Source organism: Sphaerisporangium album (assembly GCF_003323745.1).
GTDB lineage: Bacteria > Actinomycetota > Actinomycetes > Streptosporangiales > Streptosporangiaceae > Sphaerisporangium > Sphaerisporangium album.
Map to the genome: position 1 here is coordinate 231,304 of NZ_QOIL01000002.1, position 19,825 is coordinate 251,128.

16 protein-coding genes are annotated in these 19,825 nt (G+C 66.3%); 4 read left to right on the plus strand and 12 right to left on the minus strand.

From position 1 onward, the window contains the following. Positions 1-205 precede the first annotated feature (205 nt). The 4 genes from DQ384_RS40235 to DQ384_RS03655 form a co-directional block, all read right to left on the minus strand. The gene (locus tag DQ384_RS40235; RefSeq protein WP_147268614.1) at positions 206-394 is read right to left on the minus strand and encodes a hypothetical protein; all 189 of its coding nucleotides are present in this window, start codon (positions 392-394) and stop codon (positions 206-208) included. 65 nt (positions 395-459) lie between these two features. Beyond that, positions 460-831, minus strand: coding sequence for a DUF6247 family protein (locus DQ384_RS03645; protein ID WP_114027236.1), 372 nt, complete (start codon positions 829-831; stop codon positions 460-462). A 152-nt stretch (positions 832-983) separates the two neighbouring features. Then, positions 984-1,391: a hypothetical protein gene (locus tag DQ384_RS03650; RefSeq protein WP_114027237.1), complete on the minus strand. Its 408-nt coding sequence runs from the start codon at positions 1,389-1,391 to the stop codon at positions 984-986. Positions 1,392-1,631: 240 nt separating this feature from the next. Next, positions 1,632-2,093 (minus strand): hypothetical protein, encoded by a 462-nt coding sequence (locus DQ384_RS03655; protein WP_147268615.1) that lies wholly within the window; start codon positions 2,091-2,093, stop codon positions 1,632-1,634. Positions 2,094-2,152: 59 nt separating this feature from the next. Here DQ384_RS03655 and DQ384_RS03660 point away from each other — a divergent pair, with 59 nt between their 5' ends. From DQ384_RS03660 to DQ384_RS03670, 3 genes are all read left to right on the plus strand, one after another. After that, entirely contained in the window at positions 2,153-3,061 is a 909-nt protein-coding gene (locus tag DQ384_RS03660; protein ID WP_147268616.1) for a helix-turn-helix domain-containing protein, read from the plus strand. After that, on the plus strand, positions 3,049-3,252 hold the full coding sequence (locus tag DQ384_RS03665; protein ID WP_114027240.1) for a DUF397 domain-containing protein: 204 nt from the start codon (positions 3,049-3,051) through the stop codon (positions 3,250-3,252). Before DQ384_RS03660 ends, DQ384_RS03665 begins: the two co-directional genes overlap by 13 nt. Positions 3,253-3,626: 374 nt before the next feature. Beyond that, a complete protein-coding gene (locus tag DQ384_RS03670) occupies positions 3,627-5,336 on the plus strand; it encodes an ArnT family glycosyltransferase (protein WP_114027241.1) in 1,710 nt (569 codons plus the stop codon). 613 nt (positions 5,337-5,949) lie between these two features. On the opposite strand, the gene DQ384_RS03675 is transcribed toward DQ384_RS03670, so the two are convergent. The 3 genes from DQ384_RS03675 to DQ384_RS40930 all read right to left on the minus strand — a co-directional run bounded on the left by DQ384_RS03675 (position 5,950) and on the right by DQ384_RS40930 (position 14,527). Beyond that, positions 5,950-10,785: a DNRLRE domain-containing protein gene (locus tag DQ384_RS03675; RefSeq protein WP_114027242.1), complete on the minus strand. Its 4,836-nt coding sequence runs from the start codon at positions 10,783-10,785 to the stop codon at positions 5,950-5,952. Positions 10,786-10,931: 146 nt separating this feature from the next. Further along, complete coding sequence (locus DQ384_RS03680) at positions 10,932-14,159, minus strand: tetratricopeptide repeat protein (protein ID WP_181871002.1); 3,228 nt, start codon at positions 14,157-14,159, stop codon at positions 10,932-10,934. A gap of 230 nt (positions 14,160-14,389) precedes the next feature. After that, positions 14,390-14,527 (minus strand): hypothetical protein, encoded by a 138-nt coding sequence (locus DQ384_RS40930; protein WP_181871003.1) that lies wholly within the window; start codon positions 14,525-14,527, stop codon positions 14,390-14,392. 197 nt (positions 14,528-14,724) lie between these two features. Between DQ384_RS40930 and DQ384_RS03685 the strand changes: the two genes are divergently transcribed. After that, positions 14,725-15,393 carry an endonuclease V gene (locus DQ384_RS03685; protein WP_114027244.1) on the plus strand — a complete coding sequence of 223 codons (669 nt, stop codon included), beginning with the start codon at positions 14,725-14,727 and terminating at the stop codon, positions 15,391-15,393. A 648-nt stretch (positions 15,394-16,041) separates the two neighbouring features. Here DQ384_RS03685 and DQ384_RS03690 read toward each other — a convergent pair. The 5 genes from DQ384_RS03690 to DQ384_RS03705 all read right to left on the minus strand — a co-directional run bounded on the left by DQ384_RS03690 (position 16,042) and on the right by DQ384_RS03705 (position 19,734). Then, positions 16,042-16,386 carry an ankyrin repeat domain-containing protein gene (locus DQ384_RS03690; protein WP_114027245.1) on the minus strand — a complete coding sequence of 115 codons (345 nt, stop codon included), beginning with the start codon at positions 16,384-16,386 and terminating at the stop codon, positions 16,042-16,044. Positions 16,387-16,392: 6 nt separating this feature from the next. Then, a complete protein-coding gene (locus tag DQ384_RS44070) occupies positions 16,393-16,509 on the minus strand; it encodes a deaminase domain-containing protein (RefSeq protein WP_114027246.1) in 117 nt (38 codons plus the stop codon). A gap of 492 nt (positions 16,510-17,001) precedes the next feature. After that, on the minus strand, positions 17,002-17,496 hold the full coding sequence (locus DQ384_RS03700; protein ID WP_147268617.1) for a hypothetical protein: 495 nt from the start codon (positions 17,494-17,496) through the stop codon (positions 17,002-17,004). Between the two features lie 1,221 nt (positions 17,497-18,717). Further along, entirely contained in the window at positions 18,718-19,014 is a 297-nt protein-coding gene (locus tag DQ384_RS40240) for a hypothetical protein (protein WP_147268618.1), read from the minus strand. A 189-nt stretch (positions 19,015-19,203) separates the two neighbouring features. Beyond that, on the minus strand, positions 19,204-19,734 hold the full coding sequence (locus DQ384_RS03705) for a S1 RNA-binding domain-containing protein (protein ID WP_114027248.1): 531 nt from the start codon (positions 19,732-19,734) through the stop codon (positions 19,204-19,206). Positions 19,735-19,825: the final 91 nt, after the last annotated feature.

Sequence of the window (19,825 nt, forward strand, 5' to 3'; positions counted from 1 at the left end):
CGGCCTCCTCGCAGGGGCATCGGCCGTTTGTCCGGCAACGCTGTTGAGGCGGGGCGGTTGCCCCCTGTGACCCTTCCGATGCGCGAGGGGCCAGGTCAGTGCCGACGTGGAGTGGGCGCTGCGACGCGTAGGAAAATAGTCGGGGCAACGCGAATATCGGCTGGTGTCCGCACAAGTCGTTTCGCCGGAAACCGGGTGACGGCGGTTAGCCGTACCACGCCACTTGAATGATTTCCACCTGACGCCGGTACTCCACGATCAGATATGTGACCATCCCCGCTCCGGCATCGCCGAACGTGCGTGTGCGCATGGGGGCATCGGGGCGTTCGCGCACGAAAGGGTGACCGTTCCACGGGGCGACCTGAAGAAACACCGTTACTTCGTGGAACGCCACGAGTCCTCGGCTGGGAGAGCCGCGATCTGATCTTCTACCTGCTTGCCATGACCGACCGTGTACATCTACCGGTCCAGCCTCACGCCGAGTTCAGCCGCGCGCTCGTCGATGACGTCCCGCAGTGGCCTGCCTGGGATGTACTCGCCGCTCTCGATCTGATCCTGGAGACGGGCCGCCTGATCCAAGAGGTCTTCATACTCCCCGCTCGCCTTCATTCTGGCCATATGCCACCAGTGAGCGAGCAGCTCGTTGACGGGACCAAGGTCCAGCTCTTCGGTGGCCTTGGCCATCGCCTGCCTGAAGTCCTTGTCGAAGTAGGTCCGATCAGCGTGAGGCAGGCACGCGCGGATGTTACGCGGGCTTCGATCGCTGTCCAGGGACTTCACGATCTGCTCGGGCGTCCGCGTGACGGAGGACTCGTAGTGCTCGGCGTTCATCTGTCACCCTCCTTGCTCTGCGGTCGGCCTCCCGCTGCCGGGGGTAGGGCAGAGGTACGTCATCACCCGAGCTTAGCGGTCCGTCATGCGCCTATCAGAGCGTACGCGGCTCTGATAGGGACGGGCGGCGGCGATTGGGGTGGGACGCCACATCATCCGGACTCGAGAGGGGGGCGTCGTGGGCGTTCGGGCCGGGTCGCGTGACGCGGTTCTGATTCGCTCCGGGTCAGCAGGGTGAGCCAGTGGATCACCTCGGAGATCTGGGAGATCGGGAACTGGAAGATCGGTCGGTCGCCGGAGGGGGTGACCAGGAAGGCCGTGCCCCAGAACCTCACGCGTATGGTGACCTTGGCCTGGCCTCTGCCGTTCGCGTCGTAGACGATCAGTTCGGTGGGGGCGTACGCGCGGCTGGGCGGGATGGTCTGGGTGCCGATGGCCAGCCGCATTCTTTTGTAGATGCGGCTGCGGATGCCGTCGCCGGCCAGGTGACGGTGCAGGACGCCGAGGAGCTTGGCGTCCTCGTCGGCGCGCTTTTCCGAGACGGCGTCAGGGGTGTTCATCGATGTCGGCCCATTCTTGGTCGGTGAGTGGGGATAGTCCGAGCGCCTCTGCCGTTTCGCTGAGTTCCTCACGGTCCAGGCCTCTGGCGCGCATCGCGCGGGCGGCGCGCCTCCACGCCTGCTCGAACTCCGCCTCCCGGCGTGCTTTCTCGTGGGAAGCGCCTCGGCGGTGAATTTCCGCGTCCGGGAACGGGCGCCGGACGGCCCGGCGGAAAGGCGGCGGACAATGGCGAGAGCGCATCATGCGGGCCCGGCGACGCCCTGATTTCCGGGAACGGTGGCACTCAGGGTGGGCGGAAGCTCCCAGCCGTCGCGGACCGTCGAGAGCATGCGCAGGATCGCCGCCGAGTGCGGGTGACCGTGGAAGGTCTCGGCGAACCGGCAGGCCACCCGGCGTGCGACGGACACCGGGTCCCGCACCGGGCCCCAGGCGTAGAGCTTGCGCCCGGGGGAGGAGTATCGCCCGGACCACCACCAGTACCCGAGTTCGCCGTCCGTCCAGACGATGAGGTCGGCCCATACCGATACCAGGGCGACGCCCTTTCCCGCGTTGACGTCCGTGCGGATATGAAAGGCCGCCAGCGTCCGCTGAAGCGTTTCCGCCGCTTCAAAAGAAAAATCACCCCTTTCGGTGGGATGTCCGGATTTTCGGGCTTGCGTGATGGTCGTGGATGCGATTACCTGTGGCATGCGGGACACCATTTCCTTGCCGGTTCTTGATTCGCCTCTCCAAGAGTGCTCCCGGGCCCTACTGTCCGTAAGTGAAAAGGGGCGTCCTCGTTGTCATCGCGAGGTTGCCGCAGGTTGTTTTCCGTTGCATTCCGTTGCGTGGAGGGAGCAAGGTGCCGCGACCGCAGACGACCAACCCCGAGACCTCGCCGGCCGCCCGTTTCGGCTACGAGCTGCGCAGACTCCGCATGGAGGTGCGCATGACCCAGTCCCAGCTCGGCCGCAAACTCGGCTACACGGGAGCCGCGATGGGCGCGATAGAAAGGGGGCTACGACTGCCGCAGCAACGAGAACTCGTCGAACAATGCGACGAGGCCCTCGGCGTCAACGGCGCCCTGATCCAGGTCTGGGAACAGTGCCGCATGGACGGCAACCAGCGCTGGTTCTACCCATGGCTGGAGGTGGAGCAGCAGGCGCAGGTGTTGCGGGCCTGGCAGCCGACCCTCGTACTGGGACTACTTCAGACGGAGGATTACGCGAGAGCCGTGTTCCGTGGAGAGCCGGGGATCACGAAAGACAAGATCGATAGGAGCGTCGCGGCTAGACTTGAGCGACAAACCCTCTTTGAGGGCGAGAACCCGCCCATGTTTTGGGCTGTGCTGGACGAGGCGGTTCTCCAGCGGCCTGTCGGGGGTTATGCCGTCATGCGAGCGCAATTAGCGCACCTCTTGGCTATGGCCGATCGTCCATGTATCACGATCCAGATAGTGCCAATAGCGGCAGACTGCACCGCAGGATTGGGGGGAGGCTTCTTCCTCGCGCAGCTACGTGACGGTCGTGAGGTCGCCTACCTCGAGTCTGTCACTAAAGGCCAAGTGGTCGCCCAGACCAAGGAAGTCCGCGGCATCCAAGCCCGGTACGAAGAGATTCGAGCCACCGCACTTCCACGCGACGGCTCGCTTAAAATGATCAAGGAGTGGATGGAGCGATGGACGACCTGATGAAGGTGAAGTGGGTCAAGTCCTCCTATTCAACCAGTAGCGGTGGTGAATGCCTGGAGTTGGCTGTGCTGCACGGCGATGGCGTGGCGATCCGTGACAGCAAGCGCTCGAACGGTCCGGTGCTGCGCGTCCCTGCTACCGCGTGGGCCGCGTTCCGTACCAGCCTCAAGGCCGATGAGCTGAACGTCTGACCTGGTGACGAGTGGGACCCGCGCTCCCGGTTCGGGTCCCGCCGACAACCGGAAGCGCCGGCCTACGCAGGCCGGACCGGTTCTCGCTGGTCTGGCCTGCTCCGCCGGGATCACGTGATGATCAGTGCGAGATCAAGGCGTGCAGTACACGTGTGTCGCGGGCGGCCCCTGCCACAAGGTCAGGTCCGGGACCACTTCTGGTTACTGCCACCGTGGCAGCTCCACGAGATCCACAATCGGCGACGCCACAGAGCCAGGGATGCGGACCCCGGTCGAATACGAGATGCTTCACCAGAACTCCCAGCTGGCAGGAGAGCCAACCAAGCCGACTCCACGAAACCCGAGGCACATCAGATGGAGATAGAACAGCCTTGATGGAGCCTGAGATCACAACCCCGGACTTCGGCACCGGACGCAGTCTCCCGCAGCGGTTCGGGGACGAGCTGCAGGTGAGCCGCTCGTCGATCCAGGAGGCCCCGCGCGGGCTGGGGGGCATGGGGGCGTCGCTCGACGACACGCCTGCCGACGTCGCACCCGATGCCACCAGGGCCGATCGCCGACGTGCCTGGGTGTGCCGAGCCGTCCTCGGCCTCATCATGGTGGTGCAGGCACTGCTGTCGACGCGGCTGCACAACACCGCGTTCATGGACGAGGCGCTGTACATCTACGCCGGCCACGCGGAGTTCGCGCACCTCTTGCACGGGGCTTCGGTGAACTCCTCGTATAGCAGCACCTTCTCGGGTTCACCCGTGCTGTATCCCCTGCTCGCGGGGGCCATGGACTCTCTGGGCGGCCTGACCGGGGCACGCGCCCTGAGCCTGGTCTTCATGCTCGGCTGCACAGGCTTGCTCTATTCGCTGACCCGCCGCCTCTTCAACGAGCGCGTGGGCCTGTTCGCGGCCGTCCTCTTCGTGGCCTCTCAGTCCACGATCGTGCTGGGTTGGTTCGCGACCTTCGACTCCGCGGCCCTGTTCCTGCTGGCTTTCGCCGCGTGGGTCGTGGTACGCACCGACCGGGCCAATCCGTTCACGGTCCTTTTCGCCGCACCGATCCTGGTCCTCGCCTTCTGCACCAAGTACGCCGCCGGACTCTTCATCCCCACGGTCGTCGTCCTGGCCGTCATCGTCGCCTGGCCCCATCGGGGCGCCCGCGCGCTCTGGCGCGGGGTGTTGCTGTCAGCCGCCGTGGCAGCCATCGGTGGCACGTTGCTGTACGGCAGTTCCCTCCTGTCGGGCATCCAGTTCACCACCACCTCCCGGGCTCACGGCACCAGCTCCACGAGCGCGCTGATCGACGTGTCCGCCGACTGGATAGGATTGGCCTTCGCCCTGGCGTGCTGGGGGGCGCTGTCCTACGTGTGGCGCGGCCGGATCGGCGAGGTCACCTCCGCGGCCCGGAAGGCCACCGGCGAAGAGCCGGGCAGGGTCTGGCGTGCGATGCTGAGCCTCCTGCTCTGTGGAACGGGTCTGCTGGCCCCGGCCTACCAGATGCACTTGTCGACCTCCGTGTCCCTCCACAAGCACGTCGGGTTCGGCCTCTTCTTCTTCGCACCGCTGGCCGGGCTGGGTCTCTCCAGGATCGTCGGCCCGTATTTCCACCGCACCGCGATCGGCGTCGGCCTCCTGATCGTCCGCACCGCGATCGGCCTGCTGTTCATCGTGCTCGCGCTCTCCAATGGCATAGAGCAGTCCCAGTGGCGCTACGCGACCTGGCCGGACTCGACGCGCCTCGTCAACCTGCTCCGCCCGCACGTGAACAGCCAGGGCCGGTACCTCTCGGACATCGCGCAGGTGCCCACCTACTACTTCCGGGACATCACCAAATGGAATCAGTGGACGGGCACCTACCACCTCAACTACACCGACACCAAGGGCGTGAAGCACACCGGTGCAGGCGCCTTCGCGGCAGCCATCGACGACGGCCGCTACAACTTCGTGGTGCTGCAGAAGCCCGGAGTCTCGAAGTTCGATCCGGCCATCGCGAAGGCCCTGGCGACTAGCGCCAAGTACCGCCTCTACGCGGAGCTGCCCTTCACCACCACCTTCGGGGATGGCTCCTACCAGGTCTGGACGAGGACGTCCTGAGCCCGGCTTATGGGCGGGAGGCTCGTTCGTAGCCGCCGACGCCGACCACCAGTCCCCGCTCAAGACGCTCGACGCTCTCGGCCTGGACCCATGCGACCTGCGATACCTCCGCCCCGCACACGTGTAGATCATGACGCGCAGGTCGCTGCCCGCCACGGTCAGCACGTCGCAGTCCAGCGCCAGGGGCCGACCTGTGGATGATCGATGCTCCCCCGGGAGGCTCCACATCAGGGGAGGCATCGCTGGTTCGCCCAGGTGTCCGGCCGCCCCCACCGACCTGGTGGGGGCGGATCCGCCGCTGGCTGGCCGCCAGTCGAAGCAGGCCGGAACAGTCCCCACTGTTCCGGCCTGTTCCGCGTTGACCACCTGGAAGCACAGGTAGTTGTTTCCGCCCCGAGTGGATGGCGTTCTGCCGGAGTCTCAAGTCCGGTGAGCTGACCGCCTGACCTCGAATGTCGGCGGGACCGGTGCCCCTGTGACGGGTCCCGCCGACAACCATCGACCACCGCTTTACGCCGTCTCACCGGAACCCCCTGCAAGGCGGGCGCTGGTCGGTCGATGCTCCGATCGGGTGCCGGCCCGGATCCGACCGAAGATCCGGGCCGGCGGCCATCTATTGGAGATTGACCCAGAACCTGTCGGTTCTCAGCATTCTGTTGTTCGAGAGCCAGACCCTCAGCACGTCGCCGAAGCCCCCGTTCTGGTCAGGGTCGATGGGCTTCACCGAGAAGTTGTGACGAGGATTCGCCAGGTGTGCCCCTTCGCCTGTCAATGCGAAAGGAAATTCGTCGCACTCACGGCCCGCCCTCTTTGCCTTAGAATATTCCGCTACGCACACCGCTTTCGCCACTCCTCGATTGCCCTCTGGATCGGAAGAGTATTTGGCGCGGGAGAGCGGACGTGCCGGACTTCCGCCGGGGATGTTCTTGGGCTCCGTTATGTCTGGGAATGAGCGACCGCCGGGGCGGGGGGCGGTCGAGTTCCCGCCGTTGGTGAGCGCCTCGTTCACGTGGTCGTAGACTTCGTTGACACGAACGTTCTTGGCGTTGATGTCGTTCTTGCCGAAGGTCAACGCGGGAATGGCGTTCATGACGACGCATCCTCCCTCACCGGGCGCACCGTTGACCTTGTTGTGGTAGTTGATGAGGGGTGACCTGTCGCACCGGACCGTCCAGGTCTTAGTGCCAGAGCTCGACGACGTCTTTCCTCTGAGGTCGACGAAGGTCAGCCTGTTGGTGAAGTCGCAGCTACCGATCTTGTTCGCGCCGTCGGCGCGTGAGGTGGTGTACTTCTCGGTGAAGTGCCAATCCTGTGTGCTGGTCTCCCAGGTGATCAGATTGAACATGCCCGTCATCCCGGTGCTGGAAGTCTTTCTGCACTCTCCCATGCCTCCGGTGGCAGGGTCGACCACTGTGGGGTTGGAGAACTTGAACTGGGCGTTGAACAGTTCTCCTGAACGCTGGGTCACGAAGATGTGGGCTGACACTTCTATGGTCCGAGTGTTCTGGTCGGTGATTATTCGCACCAGCTTGGTGCCGGCCGCGTGACCCTTGTTCTGGCCGTCTACTTCCACGTCGGCGACCCAGCCTCCGCGATAGCAGTACGCGAAGCGGTTCCTCATGTATTCGTTCCGCTTGACGTTCGCGAGGCATTCGCTGTAACTCACGCGCTTCGCGTTGTCCGCCCCCAGCGGAAGTACTCTCCTGAGTCGCTGGGCGACACTCTCGGACTCGGCGGCCGACGCGGGCGAGGCGACCGCGTCCCTCTCGCCCGAACCGACGGTCAGGGACCGCCACTCCGACCATGCTCCGGAGGAGGCACCGACGGTGGCACGGGCACGCCAGCGGGTCGTCCACCCCTTCTTGAGCTTGCCCGCGGGGACTCGCACGTCGGTCGCGGATCCCGAGGGAACGCCGCTGACGGTCGTGGTCCAGATGACGCCTGTTCCCGCGGAGTTCTTCCCGGGCGCATGGGCCACTTCGATCCGCACCGCGGACGGGCGTCCCAGCTTGTCGTCGACGTTGACGATCAGGTGCGGCTCCGTGGTGGAGGTGACCGTCTGCCCGTCGCGGACGTCCTCGCCGCGTACGCGGAGCCTGCTCACGCCAGGCGTCGCGTCGGCGACCTCTTGGGAGACCGTCGCCGGCTGGGACGCGGCGCCGGTGAACGCGCCCCCGAAGGACCAGGAGTAGGGCGTCATGGTGTTTCCGGTGGCGTCCTTCGCGCCACTGACCTGAGCCTGGTACCACGACCACAGCGACGCGGAGGCCGTGAAGGTCAGCACCGTGCCATCGGCGCTCATCGTCGTGGTGCCGGTGACCGGCGTTCCCATCAACATGTCGGTCAGGGTCAGCCGGGCTCCGGTCACCGGCTCGCTGAAGCGTGCCGTCACCACGCGGCTGGAACCGGTCGTCCCGCCGTTGGGCGGGTTCACCGTGACCACCGTGGGGGGTGTGGTGTCCCCTGCCGGAGGGGTGGGACTCGGCGTGGGTGACGGGCTCGGGGGGGTGGTCGTTCCGGGCTCGGTGTAGGTCACCGTCAGGACCGGCCGTTGCGCTGTGACGGTGCTGCGGGAGGAGGTGAAGCCGCGTTCGTACTCGGGGGCCGAATTCGACTCGTCGACGCCGCGCAGCAGCAGACCCTGGTTGGCCTCTCCACCGGCCCAGGCCTGGGCGATGCCGGTCATCGTCCAGTTCCACATCACGTCGGGTCCGCCGCAGCCGGCGGGGTCGGTGGCGACGGCCTCGCCGGCGGCCGTGGCGGTGGGCTGGTTGGACCAGCGGAGGGTTCCCGCGCTCCAGGCCGTGGTGAGCCGCTGTGCCTTGATCCCTGAGTTGCCGGCGCCGCAGCCGTAGCTCTCGTTGTTCCACAGCTGCAGCTTGGCCTCGGTGATGTTCTTGCCCGCCAGCGCGCTGGTGTCGAACTTCAGGTAGGCCCGCTCAAGGACCGGAGGGTCGTAGTCCCAGGCACCTGCCCAGAGCGTGTCGCCTGTGGAGTTCAACGAACCCATGTTGTCGAGCCACAGGTCGGTCTGCGCGGGCAGTGAGACCGTGCGCGTCACCGGTGGCGTGCTCGGGCTCGGGCTGGGAGTCGGTGTCGGGCTGAGAGTGGGGGTCGGTGTCGGGGTCGGGGTCGGGGTGATCGTGGGGCTGGGCGTGGGAGTGGGGCTTGGGCTGGGTCCCGCCCCTAGGTCGGGCCCGAGGAGCTTCAGTTCGTCGGCGTGCAGGGTGACCGGGGCGGCGGGGTCGGCCGGGAACGTCAACCGGAGCCGTGCCGTCGTGGCTTCGTAGGGCGGGAACTCCTGGACCTCGACGGAACTCCACGTATCGCGTGCCAGGGTTTGGCTTGACATGTCGGAGCTGATCAGCGTGCCCGAGCCGTCGAACCAGTCGATCCCGTACTGGACGCCCACGTCCGCCCCGACGGGGTAGAACCAGCCGGTCGCTCCGTGGAGGTAATTCGGGTTCACCGCTATGCCCTGCTCGGACAGCACGGTGACTTCCGTCGCGTCGGCCGCGGGGACGACCTTCGCCGAGGACACCCCGCTCGTCTCGTGCGCCCTCTCGGACGATGTGTCGAGCGTTCCCCCGTTCACCGTCCAAGGGCCGGTCGTGCTCTCGAAGAAGGGATTCTCGTTGAGGATCTTGTCGGGTGTCTTGTAGGTGGGCACGGGATTCGGAACCGGAGGTGGTTCCGTCGAGTCGTCGAACTCCGGTTCGAACCCTGCCTCGATCTCCTCGTCGGTCAGCCCTTCGGGAAGGTAGGCGTCCATCAGGGGAAGGTCGACGGACGTACCGTCGGCCATCGCCTGCGCCAGCGCCTGCTCGGGGGTGACCGAACGCCCGGGAACCGCTGCTTCGTCCGAATAGGTGTTCTGGGCCGCCCAGGCCTTGGCCTCCGCATGGGGCAGGGGCGGCGGCACAGGTTGGTCGGCGGGGAACTCGCGAATCGTCGCGATCACTTCGGCGGGCTCGTACTGGACGAACAGGATCGGCTCGTGATCCGGCATGTTGCGGTCGTGCGAGCCGCCTTCCTGGGAGCGGAACTGCCGCCAGTTGATGATCGTGGTCTCGCTGGGGGCCATGAGGACGAGACCGTGATCCGGCTCGCCGTTCGCCCAGGACTGGACGATCTGCTCGATGGAGTAAATCAGTTCACCGGTGCTGCACCCGGTCGTGTCGCTGTAGGCGGCCTTGTTCGCGTCCTGACCGGTCGTCGTCCACGTGGGCTGCCGGGTCCACGACAACATGGTGGGGTCCCAGCTGGAGGTGAGCTTCCTGGCCACGGTACCCGAGCCGACCTCCAGACCGCAGTTCTTGGCGCTGCCCGCCGGGGCGCCCGAGCGGTAGTTCCACAGCATCAGATCCGAGTTGAGGATCTTCGCCTGGTCCAGCGTCGGCGTGCCGGTGACGTTGAAGCGAAGGTAGATGCGCGCGATGTCGGCACTGGTCTGCGTGGTACCGACCCGCAACCAGGTGTCGGTGAGGTGGTTCAGCCCCGGGTCGTTCTTGTTCACCCACGCGTCGTTGGCGAGGCCCGCGCCGACGTACTCACTGGCGACCGCCATGGTCACCGGGTAGGTCACCGAAGGATCGGCCAGAAACGCGGCGTCCGGCTGGAGGACGAGTCTGGTCGCGCCGTCCGTGTGCTCGACGGTGGCGTCGACCGTACCGGTCTTCCCGGAATCCGGAGACCTTTCGGCCATCGCGTCGACGGCCCGCACGGTGATCGGGCCCGACTCCGGCTTTCCCGATCGCGACAGCAGTTGCTGCTCGCCGTCGCTGCCCTTGCCGTACTTCATCCCCTTGGGCAACAGCATGGGAAGCTCGACCCGCAGGCGCCCCTCGGGGCGTTCGCGGAGTACGACCTTCTGGGTGAACCCGTCGGCCTCGGCGTGGACGACCAGGTCGGCGCCCTTGGCCACGGCGTCGCGATACACCGCCTGGTCACCGGACAGAACTGGCGCGGGCAACTTCTTGCCCCAGGCGAACCCGGCCGTCGAGTCTTCGTCCTTGGCCGAGACCAGGGTCCTCGACCCCTTGCCCCCGAACTCCAGCGGAGATTTGACCCGTTTGGCCACCAGCTTTCCGTCCTGGGAGACGATCGTGGTGTCGATCGGCTCCCAGACGTCGGCGCCGTCCTTCCCCACCGACTTCACCTGGATGGGCGTGGTGTGGAGTTCGGCGTGCAGCGTCCTGCCGTCAGTGTTGGCCCAGACCTTCGCGTTCTCGGTGAACAGCGAGGGAACCTCGACCCGCTGACCTGTCGCGCGGGCCCTCTTCCTCGCGGCCTCCAGTGGCGTGTCCGTGCCCGGTCGCTGCTTCTCCGGCACCTCAGGGGCGCTGGACGGCCGCGTCGGCGCCGGTTCGGCGTCGGCGGCGGTACCGGGCTGGAAGACGGCGGATGTCACCAGAGCCGCCGCGAGAACCCGGGCGAGCCGTCTACGCATGGATCTTCCCGCGAGGACCGGTGGTGCGGTCTTTCATTCGTGCCTCTTTCTCGATTCACGTCCCAATCGCCGCGCAGAGGCGACGACCTCAATGTCGGGGACGCCGGTGGAAACCGAGTGGAAGCCGCGTCATCGGCGGGCGGAGGTCAGTGGGGCGGTGCCCCAGGAGCGTCCTCGGCCGGCTGTGACAGCCCGCGCAGCTTCGCGCGGACCTCCTCGGCGTCGGAGTGACCGAGATCGTCAAGGATGACCAGCGCGTCCCGCCATGCCTGGGAAGCCGCGTCGGGCGCGCCGGCCGCGTGGTGCGCGTCGCCCAGGTGGATCAGCGTCTCCGCCTCGCCGTACCGGTCGCCGCCCTGACGGTAGTGCTCCAGGCTGCGGCGATAGCAGGTGACGGCCTCGTCATGGTCGCCGAGGTGGTGGTGGGCGTAGCCGAGGCTGTCCCAGGCGCGGGCCTCGCCGGGGCTGTTCCCGAGCGCCTGGTGCAGGGTCAGCGCCTCCTGGCAGTGGGCGATCGCGATCTCGTACCGTCCCAGCCGGACGTAGTCCCAGCCCACGGCGTTGAGGGCCCGGCCCTGCCCGCTCTTGTGGCCGGCCGCGCGGAACAGCTCCAGTGCGCGCAGGTCGTGCTCCAACGCCTGGTCGCGCCGGTCGAGGCACTCGCAGACCCAGCCGAGGTTGATGTGGGTGTGCGCCTGGCCCACCGGATCGCCCAGTTCCCGGTACAGGGCGAGCGCGCGCGTCAGGTGCGCGTACGCCGCGTCGTGCTCGCCGACCTGGGTGAGCGCGATGGCCAGATCCCGCCCGCTCTGCGCCTTCGCACGCGGGTCGTCGAGCCGCTCCGCTGCGTCGTGGGCCGCCACCTGGGTGGTCACGAGGTCGCGCCAGCGTCCCTGCCGGTTGAGGAAGGTGGTGAGCGTCCAGGCGAGCTGCCAGGTGTGGGTTTCCAGGCCGATGGACGAGGCCCAGGGCACGGCGGCCAGAAGCGTGGCGTGCTCGGTGGTGAACCACGCGAGCGCCTCGTGTTCGTCCGTGATCCGCGTGGGGGTGACGCCCGCGGCGGGCGGGGCGAGCTCGATCGGGTCGCGGTGCGGCCACAGCAGACGCTCGGCACTGTGGGCGGTGTGCAGGTAGTGGTCGAGCAGTCGGCGCCGGGCGGCTCGCCGCTCCTGATCGGGGTCGGTCCTGGCCAGCTCGCCGGCGTAGGCCCGCAGCAGGTCGTGGAGCGCGTACCGTCCGGGACGGTGTTCGCTGACGAGGTGGAACCTGGCCAGCTCGGCCAGCAGGGGACGGATCCGCGCGATCGGCGCACCGGCGAGGCCGGCGGCGACGTCGGCGTCGACATCGGTGCCGAGATGCAGGCCGAGTAAGCGGAACAGGCGCGCGGCATCCGCGCTGACGGCTCGGTACGACCAGGAGAACACCGCGCGGATGTCGGCCGGGTCGTCCCCCGCGCTGAGGGCCCCGAGGTCGGCCTCGATGTCGCGCAGCTCGTCGGCAAAGGTGCGCAGGAGGAAGGTGGGGTGTACGGCGGCGCGGGCGGCGACGATGGACAGCGCCAGCGGCAGCCGGGCGCACCGGGCGATGATCTCCCCGACCGCGTCCGGCTCGGCCCGCACCCGGTCCCCGCCGAGCCGGTGGACGACCAGTTCCTCCGCCTCGGCGGGCGACAGCAGGTCGAGCGTGAGCGGATGCGCGCCCTGGGTGACGATCAGGCTGGGCAACTGGTTGCGGCTCGTCACGATCACCGCGCACCCCGGCGCGCCGGGCAGCAGCGCACGGACGTGACCGTCATCGCGGGCGTTGTCCAGCACGACCAGGACCCGGCGGCCGGTCAGCCGTTCGCGGTACTGGGCGCGCTGCGCCGGCACGCTGTCGGGGATCCGCTCCGGCGGCACGCCCAGCGCCTCCAAAATGGTGCGAAGCGCCTCCTCGGGCGTCATCACCGTGCCGGAGGGGTCGAAGCCCCGCAGGTCGATGTGAATCTGCCCGTCCGGGAAACGATCGGCGACGGCGTGCGCCACCCGGAGGGCGAAGCTCGTCTTCCCCACGCCCGGCAGGCCGGTCACCACCAGCACCCCGCGCCGCGACTGGTCAGGGCCGCACAGCCGGCGCACGGCCTCGCGTATGGCGTCAGCACGGCCGACGAACCAGAGCGGGTTGGGCGGGGGTGGCAGGGGCGGCAGCGGTGACCTGGCGGCCATGCGCGCACTCCCGGTGGGCATCTCCCTGCGCAGCACAAGCCGCTGCAACTCGCGCAGCTCCGGCGAGTCGATGCCGCGCCGGCCGAGCAGGGACAGCCCGTCCCGGCACACCTCGGCCCCCTCGACGACTCGTCCCTGCGCGTACAGGGCCCGGACCAGCCCGGCCCGCAGTCCCTCGTCGTACGGCTCCGCGGCCACGGCGGACGCCAGACCGGCCGCCGCCTCGACGTGGCGGCCGAGGTCCGACAGCGCCTCGGCGTGGGCGAGCCAGGCCGCCCGGCGCAGCATCTCCAGCCGTGCCCGTTGCGGCAGCGCGTACGCGCGATCCGCCACGTCGGCGAAGGCCGGGCCGCGCCACAGGGCCAGCCCCTCGGTCAGGATGTCCGCCGCGCGCCGCGCGTCCCTCTCGCCACTCGCATCCAGCAGCCTCCGGGCCTCGGCGCAGGCCCGTTCGAAGCGGCGCGCGTCGATCGCGTCGTCGTCCACGTCCAGCCGGTACCCGATGCCGGGTCCGCCGCCCACCGAGACGATCACCCGGTCCGCGCCGTCCGGTTCCAGCGCCCGGCGCAGGTGGGACACGTGGCTGCGCAGGGTGGCCGGCGATCTCTCGGGCCTCGGAGAGGAGCCCAGCAGTTCCGCCAGCCGCGACGCCGGCACCGCCCTCCCGCTCTCCAGCAACAGCAGTGTGAGGAGCTCCACCAGCCGGGGCCCGAGCCGTATCGGTCGCCCGTCGCGCTCGACCCGCAACGGGCCCAGGACGGCGAACCGCAGGGCGGAGAGGCGCCGCGGGACGACGGGCGGTTCGTGTGGCGGGACGCGGGGGCCGTGCCGGGCGTGGTCCTCATCCCGGGGCACCCGCCTGGCGTCCGCGTCCTGCGGTCCGGCCGCCGCTGGTGAGCCGGCGCCGTCGTCCGTACGCGGCTGCCGACCGGCGCGGTTGGCCCAGAACAGTGCCCGGCCCGCGGCGGTGAACTGCTCCCGTTCTTCGCCCGCGAGCCCCAGGGCCGTCGCGAGCCGCTCGACGGTGCCAGGGCGGGGGCCGCGTCCCCGGTCGCGCTCCATCTCGCCGACCGTGCGGGAGCTGATGCCCGCGAGCTCGGCCAGAGCCTGCTGCGTGAGCTGGCGGCGAAGCCTGTGAGCACGTAACAACGCGCCGTAAGCAGCCCTCACGGGCCGCCACCTCCCCGTGATCATCCCGCGAGACGGCACATTACGGCCGCCTCAACGTCAGGGTCAACGTCCGGTCCGGCATCCGGACGAGCTTCCTGATCCGGCGCCGGTCGCGGGGTTTCGGGCGCGAGGGGCCGAAACCGGTCACGGTTATGTCCCGCGGACGGGCAGGCGCCGGAAAGGTCACGGCCGGCTCGGTTGTGACAGACAGGCCACGGGTGCCGCGGGGGTCAGTCGCGGCCGGGGAAGGCCTTGGGTGCGGCTGTGGCGGTAATGTGGATCTCCTCGCGCAGAGCGCGGTCGGCTCCCGCTGGGATGCCGTCGGCGACGTCCAGGCCGCACCGCGGAGCGCATGGAGTGCGCTTCATTCCTGGATCGTCTGAGTGATCCCGTTCGAAAGCATGATCCGGCCTCAGGTCACGAAGATCCACCTCCGCGAGGCTAAGGCCCTCCTCTCGGGGAGATCAACGCGATTTCCGCTCCGTCCGTGGGCGGGTGCGGCCTGAGCCCGGTCCACGGCGGCGTCCTGAGCCGGCCCACGGGGGAGGCTCGTTATGCTCCCCGGGTGCGAGTGCGGCGGCTTCATGACTGGCCCGCGACGGTTCCGGAGGCGCGGGCCGTGCAGGAGGAGTTGCGGGGGCTGGTGGATCTCGCCGGGCCGGGGCCGGAGGAGCCGGAGCTCGTGGCGGGGGTGGACGTCGGGTACTCGCCCGAGGACGACCGGCTGGTCGCGGCCGTGGTGGTGCTGCGGGCCGGGACGCTCGACGTGGTGGAAGAGGTCGCCGTCTCGGGGCGGGTGCGGTTCCCGTACGTACCGGGGCTTTTCGCGTTCCGGGAGCTTCCCACGCTCGTCGAGGCCCTGGAGCGGCTCACGGTGACCCCGGACCTGCTCGTCTGCGATGGGTACGGGCTCGCGCACCCGTACAGGTTCGGGCTCGCCTGCCATCTCGGAATCCTGACGGACCTGCCGACGATCGGCGTCGGGAAGACGGCCTTCGTCGGCGCCTGCGAGCCGCCCGGGCCGGAGCGTGGCGCGTGGTCCGCCATTACCGATGGCGGCGAAACAATAGGCAGAGCCCTCAGAACGCGGCGGGACACCAAGCCGGTCCACGTCTCCCAGGGGCATCGGATCAGCCTTTCCAACGCCTGCCGTCAAGTGTTGGAACTGGCTCCGCGCTACCGAATCCCCGAGCCGATCCGGCAGGCCGACCGGCTCTCCCGCCGCGATATTTGAGAGGCGACGGGGGCGGCCGTACCGGGTCGCGGCGAACCCGTGGCGACCGCGCGGAGCCCTGTCGCCATCGGGCCCGGCGGGTGCCCTGTGCCTGGGGCAGGAGAAAACGCGTGCCATTTCCGCCCTGGTTTGTCCTAGTTCGACCAGGTCGAGACGCTCGGCGATCGAGCCGGCCAAGGAGATCTTCGGCGCGCGGTACGCGAACGTGCAGTCGCTTCATCCATTCCTCACCCCCGTTTCGCGTCCAAATGTAAAACGACCTGGGCTTCTCCGATGGTTGCCTGGCTTCGTGGTCTCCTCGCCGGCGTCACGGCTCGGTACTCGGCGTCTCCTGCCGGAAACCGGCGTGGAGCCCTCCGCCGAGCGGTGCCGGAACGCGCACCGCCATGGCCGGAAGGCTCCACATCGGGGACTCATCACTGGTTCGCCCGGGCATCCGGCAGGTCCTCCCGCCGGCCGTGCGTCAGAGCGTCACGAAGTTCCCAAGGCTGGAGAGCTTTTCGCCTTCGCGGGACCGACTATTCCGCAGTCCGTCCAAGCTCCGCGGCCCTGGTGAGGGGGGTACCACGCATCTGGCGTGGTACCGTCGGCCGCTGAGACGACCGCAAGCCGAAGGCGGCAACTATGTCTGCTGTCTCCCGGCTACGATCAAGCGCCGATCGGCCCTTCCGGGTGACTGCGAAGCCACTGCTCGATCAGGCTGGTAGCCAACCAATGCCGTCGCACGAAGGCCATGTGTTCGGCGGTAACGCCACGCCCCCCTTCAGATCGGCGCCTTGGATCGGCCCCTCGGGCGAGCAGATATGCCGTCGTATCGACGTGAAGCGGATCTCCGGATTGATTGTGGCCATCGATTTCGACGTCGATCGCGTGATGTAGCAAGGTCAGACCATGGTGCTCCTCGTGGATGTCGGCTCCGGCATCGAGCAGCTCACGCAGAGCATCGAGATCCGACAGCTCGACTGCTAGATGTGCGGGACTCATGTCTGTCATGGAGTACTACCTACCATGTGTCACGATCAGGTTGATGTTGGAAAAGGCGTCTCTGAACTGCCAGATCACGAATTTGCATGAGTCGCAGGGCGTCCGCTCCGTGTGTAGCGTGATGGTTCCCAATTATCGCCGAAAATGGCCCCAGTTGGTTTGCAATGTAGTTCAGTAACTAAACTCGGGTACCGTAAACTCGATTTTCCCACCCATAGCACAGGGGATGAATCGATATGGGTTCCCGTGCGTACCTACTTCCAGGACGGCGCCCGGACGAATGAAACGATCCTGGTCTGATGGAGACTCGATCTCCTGAGATGATCGAGTCATGGCACGTCCGCCCCCCGAACCTGCTGAGCGTCGCGAGCGTCTCTAGCCGGTACAGGGAGACGAGTCGTTGCATCAAGCGCAACACCGCGCACTCTCGCCCTTCGTCCGCTGTGGAAGAGCCAGGGCTGCCCACGGCTCACCAATGAGCTATCCATATCGAACTCAAAACCTACCCGTCTGCACTTCCGACAGCGAAACATGGATGTGCCGCGAGCGTAGACGTCCTCGTACGTCCACGAACGAGCCGACGTCGTTTACGAGTGGTTTGCGTGGACGATCCAACTGACCATCTCATGGGATCAAACGCGCTCTCAGCCGTTCGCCGGCGTACACCCGGCTTTCGGAAACCCAGTCCGCAGACGCCAGCCAGGCGACCACACGCACCTCCAGGCATTGCACAAGATTCTCGTCGCCATGCCGCAGAAGGTCTTCCAGAACGGCGTAGCAGCGCTCGACCTCCTTCTCGTCCCTTCGTTCGAGGGCCGGATGAAAAACCCCCCACCAGTAAACCCGCGAGACGAGTTCGTACGTTCCGGCTTCAACTTCTTTCAGGGGAACTTCAAGCTCGGCCGCCTCCTCAGTCTCTTCTTCTGCGATCGTCTGGAGTAGCCCCCTTGCCTCAGGCAGGTGGTCCCAGAGATATGTGCGGAAGCTGTCGAACGCAACGATCGGCACTTGCCCCTCGATTCGCTTGGCGTGATGGCGAACAGCTCCGGGGGCCGGGAAGATGTGATCACCCCGGCCCCGGAGGCAGCGCACGTGAATCTCGGTGGTATAACGCTGCATCGGGGGTGGCGGTGTGCACGGCGCGGGCGCCGGTGACCACCAGTACGGTCGGGACCCATAACAACGGCGGTTCCCAACAGCAGCGCGCAGGCGTGCACCCCCGGTCAGTGTGGAAGTGGCCTTTGGACCATGTGCCACACGGTGCGACGTTCTTGGACATCCCGATTCGCAATGTCAAGGCTCACTGCCCCCCAAGGTGAATCATGTCCTGTCAAGGCAACCGTAGACCCCACCGGGGGTCCCGGCGGAGTCTGGGGATCGCGGCCATCTGCCAACTCGGCATACTTGTCGAATTGGCGACAAGTCAAATATGCATCATTCGTCCTGATTTCTTGCATGAGCGTCGATAGTCGACCTCCATCGCACCTGAGATCATCGCGCGAACCTGCGCCACGACGCTTTCCACTTATGCCCCTACCTTGAGAAGAGCACCTGCACGTTAGTATATGCTCCCGGACTCCCGACTGCTTTCGTTACGATCACGTTAGTGAACCCGTATCGAGTCGCCATCTTACCGGTGAAGGTGCTTGCGGCTGCCTGGTAAGCGACATGCCTGAATGAATACTGTTGTACTCTTTGTTCTCTGCGAAACCGCTGCCCCCCCGGACGTAATCCGGCGGGGCCGTTGGCTATCCTCTAATGATCAGGACGGACTCCTGCTGTGGAACGCCCGACACGTCGTATTGAGGATCTCTGGGGTGCAACCAGATACTGTAGCTGAGGCACGCCACGAGGCCGTCGCCACTATCTGACTTTAGCGCCAAGCAACGAACCCGTGAAGCATGAGATTCCTGCACTTCCGAGAATATCAACATCTCCTCAGTCTGTGCGGGTTCTGCGTTGGTGATGGTTAGCGACCGATATACCGCTTTAGCTTCATTCCGACGACGCCATAGAATATCACCTCCAGAACGTCGCTCGCGGAGGCTTGGTCGACACTTCGCAGGTTAAGCTCCGAATGGGTCACAGTGTATCGCCACGGTCGGAACTTTCGATTGAACGAGATGGGTAGGCTCGCTGTTGGCTGTGGCCCTTCCTCGGGGAGCGAATGGGTTCGCAACGGGACGTCCGTTTCTATAGAAGGTCACGCGTGACCAAGCGCTTGGGGTTGTCCTGGATGAAGCTTAGCTCCCAATCTCAGGACGAACTAGGGGTTATATGATAAATCGAGATCAAGCAAGGCGGTCGGCGGAGGAGTTCATGAGGCTAAATATCGAGCCATCAGCAGGTAACGTCAACTATTTCGTCTTTCCTAAGCTCGATATCTGAGTATTCGTCGTCCTCAGGAGCGTAACCACAGTGCTCACACCCCTGGCTGATCCCTTCCGTGAAAACATGGGGAAGTCCAAGGGTCCCGATCTCGGGGTAACCCGGCACGCCCCACTCGACCGTGGATCCGATTTCGTATCGCGCCATGGTCGATGAGGCGTACTTGAACTGAATCCACCAGTAATCCTCTACCCCACACCGAGGGCAGACGGTTTTTGTCTTCGGTCGTACGAGGTTGAACAGACCCATCGGTGATCCTCGCGGTTACGACAACAGTGCGTGCTCGACAGGATGACAGGTCCGCCCCGACGGTGGACGCCTGTGGGCTCCAGTAGCCCTGGCAGGGCAGAAAGGCCGTCGACTGCCCGAAGCGCTGGCCCAGACATCACCAATCTGAGCCTGCCCTAGCCGGCCATCTTTTGAACGGGGATATTTGTCTCACGGAAATTGCAACCCAACCCTGCGTTTGTCGACGTTGATGCCAGCGACCCGGACAATGATCTCGTCACCTATCTTCGGTGCTTGTCTTGGCATTCCGGCACCATCTCTTGTGAATTCGGATGCGGGAATCAAGCCTTCCACATCTTTGTCGACTCTGACGAAAACGCCGATCGGGGTCAGTTTGGTGACGTGGCCATGGAGAATGTTGCCAAGCTGAGTGCGAGCGAACACCTGAAACGGATCCGGCTGCAGACTTTTAAGCGATAGCCAGATCTGGGCGCGCTCCAGGTCTATATTCAAAATGGTGACGGTAACCTCCTGCCCCACATGCACGACTTCGGAAGGGTGGTCTATGCGACTCCAGGATAGTTGCGGAACACTTATCAGCCCTTCTGCGGCGCCGAGATCCACGAACGCACCGAAGTCTGCTATCGAGGAGACCACGCCCTTGATCACCTGGCCGGCATCCAGCTTTTCCAGGAAGTCTCTCTCGGTACCACTATTTCCCTCTACATCCATGGAGCTCATCCTCGCTTCCTGTCCGCATCGGCGTTACATCAACGGATGATCCTGGCATGAGGCATGGCGATCGCCAAGATCTCTTATATCGTACGCCGCA

Coding starts and splice junctions, on each gene's coding strand:
- DQ384_RS03645 (WP_114027236.1), bottom strand. CDS start 831: ATGAACGCCGAGCACTACGAGTCCTCCGTCACGCGGACGCCCGAGCAG.
- DQ384_RS03650 (WP_114027237.1), bottom strand. CDS start 1,391: ATGAACACCCCTGACGCCGTCTCGGAAAAGCGCGCCGACGAGGACGCC.
- DQ384_RS03655 (WP_147268615.1), bottom strand. CDS start 2,093: ATGGTGTCCCGCATGCCACAGGTAATCGCATCCACGACCATCACGCAA.
- DQ384_RS03665 (WP_114027240.1), top strand. CDS start 3,049: ATGGACGACCTGATGAAGGTGAAGTGGGTCAAGTCCTCCTATTCAACC.
- DQ384_RS03670 (WP_114027241.1), top strand. CDS start 3,627: ATGGAGCCTGAGATCACAACCCCGGACTTCGGCACCGGACGCAGTCTC.
- DQ384_RS03675 (WP_114027242.1), bottom strand. CDS start 10,785: ATGCGTAGACGGCTCGCCCGGGTTCTCGCGGCGGCTCTGGTGACATCC.
- DQ384_RS40930 (WP_181871003.1), bottom strand. CDS start 14,527: ATGAAGCGCACTCCATGCGCTCCGCGGTGCGGCCTGGACGTCGCCGAC.
- DQ384_RS03690 (WP_114027245.1), bottom strand. CDS start 16,386: ATGACAGACATGAGTCCCGCACATCTAGCAGTCGAGCTGTCGGATCTC.
- DQ384_RS03700 (WP_147268617.1), bottom strand. CDS start 17,496: ATGCAGCGTTATACCACCGAGATTCACGTGCGCTGCCTCCGGGGCCGG.
- DQ384_RS40240 (WP_147268618.1), bottom strand. CDS start 19,014: ATGGGTCTGTTCAACCTCGTACGACCGAAGACAAAAACCGTCTGCCCT.
- DQ384_RS03705 (WP_114027248.1), bottom strand. CDS start 19,734: ATGAGCTCCATGGATGTAGAGGGAAATAGTGGTACCGAGAGAGACTTC.